This window comes from Sphingomonas sp. PP-CC-1A-547 (genome assembly GCF_003610375.1).
Classification (GTDB): Bacteria; Pseudomonadota; Alphaproteobacteria; order Sphingomonadales; family Sphingomonadaceae; genus Sphingomonas.
On sequence record NZ_RAPZ01000011.1, the window covers coordinates 383,649 to 395,420 of the forward strand.

The following is an 11,772-nucleotide window of genomic DNA, read 5'->3' on the forward strand; positions in this document are numbered from 1 at the left end:
CTGGTCCTGCGTTCATCAGGACCAGAGCAGCTACTCGTGCGCCATCCCGTCGACGATCGCGGCGTGGAGTGCTGCGGCGTTCTCCGCCCCGACAAAACTATGGGACGCCGTGTCGAACCGCTTCACTTTCGCGCCGCCGCGATACCGTGCAGCAAAGGCGATCGCGGTCGCGTCGCCATTCGCAAGGACGATGGCGGCGTCGTCGTGCCAGCCGTCAAGCGCGGTCAAGACGTTGGTCGCTAGTGAAGCACGCTCTTCAGTCTTGGCGGTCAAAACCCTCTTCAAGCCCCTGAGAAGCTTGGTAAAGCTGACCTGCCCTGTCAGCGCGCGTCGCCAGGTTGCGGGGTCGCATAGCGCGCTGTGATAGCGGGCCCGTATCGCCGCGGCGGGGGGGAGGTCGTCGATCGGTTGCACGACCCAGGGGTTGGCGACGATGATCCGGTCGATCCCCGCCGATCGTCCGAACAGCGCGAGTGTGCTGGCCGCGTCGCAATTGCCGAAGCCGACCAACCGGCTGACCTTCGGCGCCGCGCGGCGGAACGCGCCGGCGGCTGCGATCAGGTCAGGTTCGGCACTGAGGAAGCCGTTATTGTCGCCCGTCGAATCGCCGACGCCGCGGCGGTCGTAACGGAACACGGGTATGCCAGCGGCGGCCAGTCGATGCGCCAGCATCGCCATCCCGCGATGTGCGCCGCTGCGGATTTCATTGCCGCCGGACACGATGAGCAGTCCTGTCGACCCGTCTGCCTCGTCCAGCGTTGCGGCAAGGCTTTCGCCTTCGCAAGCGAACGCGATCAGCCTTCGCACGATGCGATCCAGTGCGAGATGTCGTCGGCAAGTATCTGAGCCAGCGCAGTATCATTGTCCGGCTCCGACCGGCGCCACAGGGGTGATGCAGCATATTTCACGTCTGCGTCGCGTGGATCGGATTCGAGCCTGACACCTTGCAGGGGGCCGGTTCCAGCATAGGGTGTGGCGTCACGGAGGTCGGCTAGCATTTCGCGGGACAGCGTGTTGCCCGCATAGTCGGTTTCGGTGGCGCGAGCGGAGCGGAAGGTCGTTCGCGTGCGGTCCAGCTCACGCAACAGGTCTTCGCCGGTTTGCGCGGACAGCTGCCATCGTCCGGCGAGGGCCGCGTCGGTATCGAAGAGCGCGCCGCTTCTTATCGAGATGCCGTAAGTGTTCCGGCCAAGTTGCTGAGCAAGCTCGGTATAGGCTGTCCGCTGTTTGCGGAGTCGCGCTTCGCCGGTGACGACGATGCTCTCGCCGGTGCCGGGGAGATCGGGGAGCACGCTGCCGATCCCAAGAACCGCGAGTGCGCGTAAAATTGTGACGAGGAACTGGCGGGTCCGGTTCGCTTCCTCGAACAGCGGGAGGGCGGCGATGACGATCGGGCCGGCATCCGGGCCGAACCGCAGCATCGCTTCGCAGCCGCCGCTCCAGTCATAGGTGTCAAAGCGCAGGCCGGTCATCCCGGGTGAGGCTAGACCCCCCGTTAAAGCTAGACCAGTGCCTTGCTGGCAGCAAACTGGACGAGCGCGCCGAACGTCTCGAGCATCTCGCCGTCGATCTCGTCGTCCTCGATCAGGATGCCGAGCCGGTCTTCGAGTTCGGTCAGCACGCTTGCCACCGCCATCGAATCGAGCTCAGGCAGCGCGCCGAACAGCGGTGTGTCGGCGGTGAACGCGGCGACGCGGTCCACGCTGAGACCGAGGATATCGGCGAGGACGGCGCGTACCGTCGTTTCGACTTGGGAAGTGCCTTCGAAGATCACGAGCATCGCCTGAACGGTTAGGAACCCGGCTCCGCTAGCGTGTGGGGGTGAATTCGGCAACGGGTTCGCGCTAAAGGGGGCTTGGCGCTATTAGGGGTTCATGATCGCGCTCGACCCCACGCCGTACCCTATCGACCACATCGCGCTGCGTGGTGCGCCGGATGCCGTCGCGCTGGTCGACAAGGCGGGCACGATGACGTTTGCCGAGCTTGAGGCAGGGGTCGGTGCACTGGCGGGGTGGCTCGCTGGCCGAGGGCTGTCGGCGGGCGACCGCGTCGCGACGTGGCTGCCGAAGACGCGCGTCGCCTGCCTGATGCCGCTCGCGGTGGCGCGAGCGGGGCTGGTGCATGTCCCGGTCAACCCACTGCTCCGTCGAGCGCAGGTCGCGCATATCCTGGGGGATAGCAGCGCTCGCTTACTGGTGACCCAGAGCGCGCGGGCTGGGACGCTAGACGATGGCGACGTGCCGGATGGCTGCGCGATCGTGGACGAGACGGATCCTCTTTCTCTGTTCCCTCGCGAACGCGGGGGCCCAGGATTGCAAAGCGCAACGCCCGTTATTCCCAACCCCTCGCCTCCGCAGGGGAGCGGAATGATGGGTCCGTCCGACGCCGACCCCGATACCCTGGCCGCGATCCTCTACACGTCCGGCTCCACCGGCCGGCCGAAAGGCGTGATGCTGAGCCACGCAAACCTGTGGCTCGGCGCGATCTCCGTCGCGCACTATCTGAAGCTGGAGCCTGAAGACCGCATACTCGGCGTACTCCCCTTGTCGTTCGACTACGGCCAGAACCAGCTATTCTCCACATGGGCAGCCGGCGCGGCGGTAGCGCCGCTGGACTACCTCGTCGCACGCGACGTGGTGAAGGCGGTCGAGCGGGTCGGGGCGACGACGCTGGCGGGCGTGCCGCCCTTGTGGGTGCAGTTGCTAGAGGCAGACTGGTCGGCGGGGACCGCAGCACGGTTGAAACGGCTGACCAATTCGGGCGGTGCGCTGACGTCGCGGCTCGTGCGCGGGCTTCGGGAGCGGTTCCCGGCGGCGGATGTGTACGCGATGTACGGGCTGACCGAGGCGTTCCGGTCGACCTATCTCGACCCGGCGCTGATCGATACGCATCCCGAAGCGATGGGGCGGGCGATCCCGTTCGCCGAGGTTTCGGTGGTGAAGTCCGACGGCACGCGCGCTGCGCCGGGTGAGGCGGGGGAACTCGTGCATTCGGGGCCACTCGTCGCGCAAGGCTATTGGCAGGATGCGGAGCGGACGGCGCAGCGGTTCCGCCCGGCCCCCGGTGGCAACGGCATTGCGGTCTGGTCAGGGGATACCGTCGTCGAGGGCGAGGACGGCCTGCTCCGATTCGTCGGCCGCGACGATGAGATGATCAAGAGCGCAGGCAACCGGATCAGCCCGCTCGAGGTCGAGGAGGCGGTGCTGGCAGGCGGCGAGGCGCGCGAGGCAGTCGCCGTCGGGGTGCCGGACGAGCGGCTGGGGCAGGCTATCGTCGTGATGCTGGCGGGGGATGCGAGCGAGGAGACGGCGTTGCGGGCGCGGCTGAGGACTGCTTTGCCGAGCTTCATGCAGCCGGGGATATACCTCTGGCGGGACGAATTGCCGCGCAATGCCAATGGGAAGCTGGACAGGTCTGGCATTGCGTTGGAGGTAAAAGCTTGTTCTCCCGCAGAGGCGGGAGTCCAGTCTGGGCCCCCGCCTTCGCGGGGGAACATGGAAGGGAGCGCGTCATGAAACCGATGGGTGCTCTTCCTCCTGAGTTTGTTGCGCAGTCGGGCGCGCTAACGATCGGCGGTCGGCCTGCCGATGGTTGGGCGGTAGAGGCCGGCGACACGCCGCTGTTCGTCTACGACATGGCGATCGTCGCTGCCCGCATCGCACGCTTCCGAGCAGCGATGCCGGCGATCGACCTCCATTACGCCATCAAGGCCAATCCACACGCCGACCTGCTGGCCGCGATCGCCCCGCTGGTCGACGGGCTCGACGTCGCCTCCTCGGGCGAACTCGCGAAGGCTATGATCGTGAAACCGGCCGCGTCGATCAGTTTCGCGGGCCCCGGCAAGCGCGACGACGAACTCGCCGCCGCAATCACCGCCGGCGCCACGCTCAACGTCGAATCGGAAGGCGAGGCGGCGCGGGCGTTCGCGATCGGCGACCGCCTCGGACAAACACCGCGGATGGCGGTCCGCGTGAACCCCGACATCGAACTCCGCGGCTCCGGCATGCGAATGGGCGGTCGCGCGTCGCCGTTCGGGGTCGATGCCGTGCGGGCGGCAGCGCTCGTGAACGCGATCGTCGCAGCGGGCGCGGACTGGCGCGGGTTCCACATCTACGCCGGCAGCCAAGCGCTCGATGCCAGTGCCATCATCGAGACGCAGGCCGCGACGATCGCGCTCGCGGCACGGCTCGCCGGGGAGGCCGGCGTCGCCCCCCCGCTCGTCAACCTCGGCGGCGGTTTCGGCGTCCCCTATTTCGCGGGCGACATGCCACTCGACGTCGAACGGGTCGGCAAGGCGCTGGCCGAAGCGCTCGCATCCCGCCCCGAGATCCTCGCCGAAACCCGATTCGCGATCGAACTCGGCCGCTGGCTCGTGGCCGAAGCAGGCGTCTACCTCACCCGCGTCATCGACATAAAGCAAAGCCAGGGCGAGACCTTCGTCGTCGTCGACGGCGGCCTCAACCACCAGCTCGCCGCCAGCGGCAATTTCGGCACCGTCGTTCGCCGCAACTACCCGATCGCGGTCGCCGCGCGGATGGGCCACGCGCCGACCGAAACCGTCTCCGTCGTCGGCCCGCTCTGCACCCCGCTCGACCGGCTCGGCGACAAGGTCGCGCTCCCCCCCGTCCATGTCGGCGACCTGATCGCGATCTTCATGGCGGGCGCCTACGGGGCGAGCGCCAGCCCGACTGCGTTTCTCGGGCATCCACCGGCGTCCGAGATCGTTACTAGTATATAAGGCGCAGTTGCAGTGCCTTGGCGGGGCATGGTTACGGGGCGCTCCTAACGCTATCTTCACCTGTTACTTGCATAGCGAAGGCTGAGTTAGCCGCCCGTCGGGCAACCGATGGACGGTGCGGCGCCAGGAGAAAGTTACCCATGCGTTCCGGATCTGTATCGAAATCCCTGCTGACCCTAGGCCTCGCCGCGACCACGCTCGGCGCGTGCACGACCGGCAGCACGCCGCCCGCACTGCCGCCCGCCTCGTTCGTCGCGAAGCAGGAATTGCCGGGCGAGGAATATGTGATCGGCCCGCTCGATCAGCTCAACATCTTCGTCTGGCGCAATCCAGAGCTGTCGTCGAAGGTCCAGGTGCGTCCCGACGGCCGGATCACCACGCCGCTGATCAACGACCTGCCCGCGGTCGGCAAGACCCCCGCGATGCTCAGCGAAGACATCAAGAAGGCGCTCGGGGCCTATATCAAGGACCCGATCGTCTCGGTGATCGTCGAGAATTTCAGCGGCACCTACAGCCAGCAGGTCCGCATCGTCGGCGCGACCGAGAAGCCCGCGTCGATCCCGTACCGCGCCAACATGACGCTGCTCGATGCGATGATCGCGGTCGGCGGCCTCAGCCAGTATGCGGCGGGCAACAAGGCGCGACTTGTGCGCTACGATCGCGCGACCGGCAAGCAGACCGAGTTCGGGTTGCAGATCAACAACCTGCTCAAGAAGGGCGATTCGTCGGCCAACGTCCGGCTCGCGCCGGGCGACGTGATCATCATCCCCGAATCGATGTTCTGAGGCGATCGGGATGAACGGGATCTACGACGAGGTACGGATCGCGCTTCATGCGATCTGGACGCGGCGCTGGCTGGCGCTGGCGGTGGCATGGGGCGTGTGCGTGCTCGGCTGGCTGGTCGTGTCGCAGATCCCGAGCCGCTACGATTCGACCGCGCGCGTGTTCGTACAGATGCAGACGATCCTGCCCTCGGGCATGGACGGCGTGCCACAGGTCGCGCCGATGACGGTCGACACGATCCGCACGACGCTGATCTCGGCGGTAAACCTCGAAAAGGTCGTGCGCGGCACCGATCTCGCGAACACCGTGTCGAGCGACCGGGACGTCGCCGATCGCGTCGCGGCGCTGGCCCCGAACATCAAGATCGTGTCGCAACAGGATAATCTGTTCCAGATCACGACGAGCGCCGCGACCCCGAAGCTCGCACGCCAGATCACGCAGAAGCTGATCGACCTGTTCGTCGAGCAGAACCTCGCCGGCGATCGCTCGAAGACGACGCAGAGCCTGACTTTCCTCGACCAGCAGCTCGCCTCGCGCCAGAAGCAGCTCGCCGACGCCGAGGCCAAGCGTGCCGACTTCCAGAACCGCTATCTCGGCGCTCTCCCCGGCACGGGTTCGGTCAGCGACCGGATCAGCGCCGCGCGGTCGCAGATGTCGCAGGTCGACGGCGATCTCGCCGCCGCGCAGTCGAGCCTTGCCGCGGTCCAGGGCCAGATGGCCGGGACGCCGGCAACGGTCGCAGGGACGGGGGGCGTCGCTGGCGCGGCCGGGCCGGCGCGCGCACGGCTCCAGGCGATCCAGGGTCAGCTCGCCGATGCCCGCGCGCGCGGCTATACCGAGAACCACCCCGACGTGATCGCGCTGAAGAGCCAGCTCGCATCGGCCACCGCGGCCGCGCGCAGCGAGCCGCTGGCAGGCGGCAGTGCAGGAGGCAGCGCGCAGAACCCGCTCTACGCGTCGCTCCAGTCGATGGTCGCGGATCGCACCGCCACGGTCGCCTCGCTACGGATGCGGCGGAGCCAGTTGCAGGGCGACCTCGACCTGCTCAATTCGAAGCTGTCGGGCGATCCCGAAGTCGCCGCCGAACAGGGCTCGATCGATCGCGATTATCAGGTGCTGAAGGACCAGTACGACGCGCTGCTCAAACAGCGCGAGCAGACCGCGATCGTGGGTCAAGCGCAGTCGCAGAGCGATCACGTGAAGTTCAGCGTGATCGATCCGCCGACGATGCCGAGCAAGCCGAGCGCGCCGAACAGATTGCTGCTACTCACGGGGGTTCTGATCGCGGGACTCGCGGCGGGAATCGGCGCGGCCTTCGCGATGGGGAAGCTGCGATCCACGTTCGCGACGACCGCGCGGCTCGAAAAGGCGGCAGGCATGCCGGTGATCGGGTCGATCGGCGAAGTGGTGACGCGCGTGCAATCCGGCCAGCGTCGGCACAAGTTGAAGATGTTCCTGGGCGGTACGGCCGCACTGGGCGTCGCCTATGTACTGTTGCTGGGGGTAGAGATCCTCCAGCGCGGGCTGGCGGCATAGGGGGATGACCGTGACGAAGCCTGATCGCGAACCCTCGCTGCTCGAAAGAGCGGCCAAGGTGTATGATTTCAACGCGCACGCCCGGCTGCGCGGTACCGTCGTGCCGACTCCGCCGCAGGTCGCCGCGCCCCCGGTTGCGCCCGCGGTCGCGCCCGTGGCCCCCCCCGTCGTCGAGGTGCCGGAACCCGAGTCGCCGAAGTTCGAAACGCCGCTCGAAGAAACGCCTGTTGCGGCGTCTGCGCCGCTATCCGAGGCCGAGCCGCCGCACGAATTCGTCGACCCCACCTTCCTAGCGATCCCGGAAGAACTGCGCGCACCGGTCGGTGACGAGCTTCCCGATGAATTCTACCTGCCCGACGAAGCATCCGACACCGTGCGGATCGATCGCGGGATGCTGGCCGCGAACGGCATGATTGTCCCCGGCGCGCCCGTCGGCCCGCTTGCCGAGGAGTTCCGGCTGATCAAGCGGCAGTTGCTGATCACCGGCGCGCGGATTGCGGAGAGCGGGAGCGCCGACAAGGCGCGCATGATCCTGGTCTGCTCGGCGCGCCCCGGCGACGGCAAGACGTTCTGCGCGATCAACCTCGCGCTCTCGATCGCCGCCGAACGCGATACCGAAGTGCTGCTGGTCGATGCCGACGTCGCCAAGCCCGATGTCGTCGCGCAGCTCGGCCTCACCGATGGCCCCGGACTGCTCGATGCGCTGGGCGATACCCGGATCGACGTCGAGGATCTCGTCATCCAGACCGACGTACCGCATCTCTCGATCCTGCCTGCCGGGTCCAAGACCAGCATGGATACCGAACTCCTCGCCAGCGCGCGGACCAAGTCGGTGATCGCGCGCCTGCTCGAGGCCAATCCGCGCCGCGTCGTGATCTTCGATTCGCCCCCTGCGCTGGCGGCGTCGCCGGCGTCGGTGCTGGCGATGCGGGTAGGGCAGGTGATGCTCGTCGTCCGCGCCGACCACACCCCCGAGAATGAATTGCGGGCGGCAGTGAACCTGCTCGACGGGTGCGAGCATATCCAGCTCGTCCTGAATGCCGTGTCGTTCGTCCAGGGCGGTGCGCGGTTCGGCAGCTATTACGGGCATGCGTCGTGATGCGGACACACCACACTAGGCGGATGGCCCGGAGGCTGGCGTTGATCGCCGGCGGTTGCGTGCTCGCGGCACTGCCCGCCACACCGGTCGTCGCGCAGGCCGATCTGGCCACGCAACCTGCGCAATCGTCGCGCCGCATTACGATCAATCCGTATGTCGAGGCAAACCAGACGCTGTCCGCCGATCTCAACGGCGGCGACGTGCTGACCTATACCAGCCTCGCCGCCGGCGTTGACGCGGCGGTCCAGACCCAGCGTATCTCGGGCCAAGTCAGCTATCGGTACGAGCATCGATTCGGCTGGGGTGATCGTCTCGGCGATGATGATATCCATTCGGGCCTCGCGCGCGTCGATGCCCGCGTCACGCCGAACCTCACGCTGGAGGCCGCCGGTATCGCCACCCGGTCGCGCTCCGATATCCGCGGCGCGGCGCCGGGCGTTCTCGTCGGCAATGTCAGCAACGTCAGCCAGATCTATTCGGTCTATGCCGGCCCCAGTTTCACCAGCAACGCCGGCCCGGTGACGCTGAACGCGAACTACCGGCTCGGCTATACCAAGGTCGATACGCCGACGTTCGGCGATGCGGGCCTGGGCGGGCAACGGCTCGATTATTACGACGATTCGATCGGCAACACCGTGACCGCCAGCGCCTCGGTGCGCCCCGGTGCGATCGCGCCGTTCGGGCTCACGGTCAGCGGCGCTTACGACCGCGAGACCGCCAGCCAGTTGAAGCAGCGTTACGAGGGCTATTACGGCCGCGGCGACATACTCCAGCCGATCTCGCCCTATGTCGCGCTCACGGCCGGCGTCGGTTACGAGAAGATCGAGACGAGCCAGAAGGATCCGGTCGTCGACGCGACCGGCACGCCCGTGCTCGATCGCGACGGTCGCTTCGTCACCAACGAGGCATCGCCGCGCCGCGTCGCCTACCGCACCGACGGCATCTATTACGACGCCGGCGTCGTCTGGCGGCCCAATCGCCGGACCTCGGTGGAGGGGCATGTCGGGCGCCGCTACGGATCGCTCAGCTACACCGGCACCGCGACCTATCAGGCATCGGACTCCGTCGGCCTCGCGGTCAACGTGTATGACGGCGTGCAGACCTTCGGCCGTCAGCTCCGGACCGGCATCGGCAATTTGCCGACCAGCTTCCTGAGCGGCAACCAGCAGGGTTTCGGCCAGCAGTTCAATGGCTGCGTGTTCGGCTCCACCGGTGCGCAACCGGGCGGCTGCCTCAACGACGTGTTCCAGTCGATCTCGACCGCCAGCTACCGCGCACGCGGGATCGACGGCGTGATCTCCGCCACGCGCGGGCGCTCCACCTGGGGCGCGGGCATCGGCTATGCCAATCGCAAGCTCTATGCACCGCGGCTCGCACCCGGCCTGGTCGTCGCGGGTCTCGATGACGAAAGCTATTATGGCCAGCTCTTCTATACGCGCAGGCTGACCCCGGTTTCCGGCGTCAACGCCGACCTGTTCGTCAATTATTACGACAGCGGCGTCGACGACATCACCGGCGATACCGGCGTGTGGTCTTACGGCGGGACGGGGACATATTTTCACAATTTCGGGCGTCTCGGCACCACCGCGTCGCTCGGGCTTTACAGCTTCAAGGTCGGCGACCTCGACAGCGACTGGTCGGCGCAGGCGCTGATCGGTGCGCGGTACCAGTTCTGAAGGCGAGCAGCTTATGTACGATGAACATTATGGACTGACGGGTCGGCCTTTCCAGCTCACCCCCGATCCCAAATTCTGGTTCGAGACCGCCACCCACCGCAAGGCGATGGCGTATCTCGGCTATGGTCTGGCGCAGGGCGAGGGCTTCATCGTCATCACCGGCGATATCGGCGCGGGCAAGACGACGCTTGTCGGTCACCTGATGGACACGATCGACCTACAGCGGCTGAACGCGATCAAGCTCGTCTCGACCGCGATCGAGGCAGACGACCTGCTCCGGATCGTCGCTACCGACCTGCAGGTCGATCCGGCCGGGCTGAGCAAGGCCGAACTGCTCACCGCGATCGAGCGCGGGCTGCACGCGGTCGCGCGCACCGGCAAGCGGACGCTGCTGATCGTCGACGAGGCGCAGGCCTTGCCCGTCGATGCGCTCGAAGAACTGCGGATGCTGTCGAACTTCCAGGCGGGTGGCCACGCGCTGTTGCAGATCGTCCTGCTCGGCCAGCCCGAGTTCCGCGATCGCCTCCACGGCTCGGAGCGTCTCGAACAGCTCCGCCAGCGCGTGATCGCGATCCACCATCTCGATCCGATGGAGGAGCATGAGGTCTCCGACTATCTCGCGCACCGCCTGACGGTGGTCGGCTGGACGGGGAACCCCGATTTTACCGAGGATGCGTTCGCGGCGTTCTTCACCGGGTCGGCCGGTGTGCCGCGCCGTTTGAACCAGCTTGCCGGGCGGGTGATGCTGCACGCGGCGATCGACGACCTTACGGTGATCGACGGCGATACGGTGCGGGCGGTGCAACGTGACCTTGAGGGCGACCTGCCAATGATCGCGCAGGACCGGGGAAAAGGTGCGCATAACGCGCACGAACCGCGCGAACCCGTGTCCACGCCGCGTGTCGACACGCCGAGCACCGATCCTGCGGTCGAGGAGCGGCTCGCTGAACTTGAGGCGCGGGTGGACATGCAGGACAAGGCGCTACGTCGCGTGCTGACGCTGCTGGTCGACTGGGTCGAGGGCGACGATACCAAGCCGGAATACGCACCGATCCGCGGTGTGGCCGCCTGGCACGATGCTGCCTGAAATGCCTGTCCTTAATGGCATGTCGGTCGATGTTGAGGACTGGTTCCAGGTCGGCGCGTTCGAAAAGGTGATCGACAAGGCCGACTGGGACTCGCTCCAGCCGCGCGTCGAGGCCAACACCGACGCCGTCCTCGCCCTATTTGCCGAGCGCGACACGAAGGCAACGTTCTTCACTTTAGGCTGGGTAGCCCACCGCTACCCCGCCCTGATCCGCCGCATCGTCAATGCGGGGCACGAGATCGCTAGCCATGGCTGGGATCACCAGCGTGTCTTCACAATGACGCCGGAGTTCTTCCGCGCCGACCTGGCGCGCGCTCGGTCGGCGATCGAGGATGCGGCGGGGGCGAAGGTCACGGGCTACCGCGCGCCGAGCTTCTCGATCGACCAGCGGACGCCTTGGGCGCATGTCGAACTTGCTGAGGCGGGCTATGCCTATTCCTCCAGCGTCGCTCCAGTGAAGCACGATCATTACGGCTGGCTCGATGCGCCGCGCTACGGGTTCAAGCCGCTCGCCGGCAGCGCGTTGATCGAGGTCCCGGTGACGGTGGCCAAGTTCGGCGAGCGCAAGCTGGCGACCGGCGGCGGGTTCTTCCGGCTACTCCCGGCGGCGATCACCGATCTCGCGGTGCGGCAGGTCAATCGCGAGGACCGTCCGGCAATGTTCTACTTCCATCCGTGGGAGATCGATCCGTCGCAGCCGCGTGTCGACGCTGCGCCGTTGCGCTCGAAGATTCGTCATTATTCGCGGCTCGGCGCGATGGCCGGCAAGTTGCGCGGACTGCTTGGCCGGCACGATTGGGGCCGTGTGGACACTGTCGTAGCGCGCGAAGCGGCGCGGCTGACGTGACCGCGC

The 11,772-nt window shown here is 66.9% G+C and carries 11 protein-coding genes; 8 read left to right on the top strand and 3 right to left on the bottom strand.

The genetic code is table 11. The annotated features are described in order from the left end of the window. Window positions 1-30: 30 nt before the first annotated feature. Genes C8J39_RS08035 through C8J39_RS08045 form a run of 3 tightly spaced genes read right to left on the bottom strand, consistent with a single transcriptional unit; the run spans window position 31 to window position 1,780 of the window. Window positions 31-807: a hydrolase 1, exosortase A system-associated gene (locus C8J39_RS08035; RefSeq protein ID WP_120300007.1), complete on the bottom strand. Its 777-nt coding sequence runs from the start codon at window positions 805-807 to the stop codon at window positions 31-33. Further along, window positions 795-1,472 (bottom strand): hypothetical protein, encoded by a 678-nt coding sequence (locus tag C8J39_RS08040; protein ID WP_120300008.1) that lies wholly within the window; start codon window positions 1,470-1,472, stop codon window positions 795-797. Before C8J39_RS08040 ends, C8J39_RS08035 begins: the two co-directional genes overlap by 13 nt. A 29-nt stretch (window positions 1,473-1,501) precedes the next feature. After that, window positions 1,502-1,780, bottom strand: coding sequence for an acyl carrier protein (locus C8J39_RS08045; RefSeq protein WP_120300009.1), 279 nt, complete (start codon window positions 1,778-1,780; stop codon window positions 1,502-1,504). Window positions 1,781-1,874: 94 nt separating this feature from the next. On the opposite strand from C8J39_RS08045, the gene C8J39_RS08050 reads away from it, so the two are divergent. From C8J39_RS08050 to C8J39_RS08085, 8 genes are all read left to right on the top strand, one after another. Beyond that, window positions 1,875-3,515: an acyl-CoA ligase (AMP-forming), exosortase A system-associated gene (locus C8J39_RS08050; protein WP_183037956.1), complete on the top strand. Its 1,641-nt coding sequence runs from the start codon at window positions 1,875-1,877 to the stop codon at window positions 3,513-3,515. Next, window positions 3,512-4,738, top strand: coding sequence for a pyridoxal-dependent decarboxylase, exosortase A system-associated (locus C8J39_RS08055; RefSeq protein ID WP_120300010.1), 1,227 nt, complete (start codon window positions 3,512-3,514; stop codon window positions 4,736-4,738). The genes C8J39_RS08050 and C8J39_RS08055 overlap by 4 nt, the downstream gene beginning before the upstream one ends. A gap of 140 nt (window positions 4,739-4,878) precedes the next feature. Continuing rightward, window positions 4,879-5,523: an XrtA/PEP-CTERM system exopolysaccharide export protein gene (locus tag C8J39_RS08060; RefSeq protein ID WP_120300011.1), complete on the top strand. Its 645-nt coding sequence runs from the start codon at window positions 4,879-4,881 to the stop codon at window positions 5,521-5,523. Window positions 5,524-5,533: 10 nt separating this feature from the next. Then, window positions 5,534-7,057 carry an XrtA system polysaccharide chain length determinant gene (locus C8J39_RS08065; protein WP_120300012.1) on the top strand — a complete coding sequence of 508 codons (1,524 nt, stop codon included), beginning with the start codon at window positions 5,534-5,536 and terminating at the stop codon, window positions 7,055-7,057. A 4-nt stretch (window positions 7,058-7,061) separates the two neighbouring features. Further along, window positions 7,062-8,156, top strand: a complete 1,095-nt coding sequence (locus C8J39_RS08070) for an AAA family ATPase (protein ID WP_120300013.1) — start codon at window positions 7,062-7,064, stop codon at window positions 8,154-8,156. Window positions 8,157-8,179: 23 nt separating this feature from the next. Beyond that, on the top strand, window positions 8,180-9,832 hold the full coding sequence (locus C8J39_RS08075; RefSeq protein ID WP_120300014.1) for a hypothetical protein: 1,653 nt from the start codon (window positions 8,180-8,182) through the stop codon (window positions 9,830-9,832). A gap of 13 nt (window positions 9,833-9,845) precedes the next feature. Continuing rightward, entirely contained in the window at window positions 9,846-10,919 is a 1,074-nt protein-coding gene (locus tag C8J39_RS08080; RefSeq protein ID WP_120300015.1) for an ExeA family protein, read from the top strand. Between the two features lies 1 nt (window position 10,920). After that, window positions 10,921-11,766 (top strand): XrtA system polysaccharide deacetylase, encoded by an 846-nt coding sequence (locus C8J39_RS08085; protein WP_259457516.1) that lies wholly within the window; start codon window positions 10,921-10,923, stop codon window positions 11,764-11,766. The last annotated feature ends 6 nt before the right edge of the window (window positions 11,767-11,772 follow it).

Excerpts from the sequence above, each read along its gene's own strand:
- C8J39_RS08040 (WP_120300008.1), bottom strand. The coding sequence starts at position 1,472 with ATGACCGGCCTGCGCTTTGACACCTATGACTGGAGCGGCGGCTGCGAA.
- C8J39_RS08045 (WP_120300009.1), bottom strand. The coding sequence starts at position 1,780 with ATGCTCGTGATCTTCGAAGGCACTTCCCAAGTCGAAACGACGGTACGC.
- C8J39_RS08050 (WP_183037956.1), top strand. The coding sequence starts at position 1,875 with ATGATCGCGCTCGACCCCACGCCGTACCCTATCGACCACATCGCGCTG.
- C8J39_RS08055 (WP_120300010.1), top strand. The coding sequence starts at position 3,512 with ATGAAACCGATGGGTGCTCTTCCTCCTGAGTTTGTTGCGCAGTCGGGC.
- C8J39_RS08060 (WP_120300011.1), top strand. The coding sequence starts at position 4,879 with ATGCGTTCCGGATCTGTATCGAAATCCCTGCTGACCCTAGGCCTCGCC.
- C8J39_RS08065 (WP_120300012.1), top strand. The coding sequence starts at position 5,534 with ATGAACGGGATCTACGACGAGGTACGGATCGCGCTTCATGCGATCTGG.
- C8J39_RS08070 (WP_120300013.1), top strand. The coding sequence starts at position 7,062 with ATGACCGTGACGAAGCCTGATCGCGAACCCTCGCTGCTCGAAAGAGCG.
- C8J39_RS08075 (WP_120300014.1), top strand. The coding sequence starts at position 8,180 with ATGGCCCGGAGGCTGGCGTTGATCGCCGGCGGTTGCGTGCTCGCGGCA.
- C8J39_RS08080 (WP_120300015.1), top strand. The coding sequence starts at position 9,846 with ATGTACGATGAACATTATGGACTGACGGGTCGGCCTTTCCAGCTCACC.
- C8J39_RS08085 (WP_259457516.1), top strand. The coding sequence starts at position 10,921 with ATGCCTGTCCTTAATGGCATGTCGGTCGATGTTGAGGACTGGTTCCAG.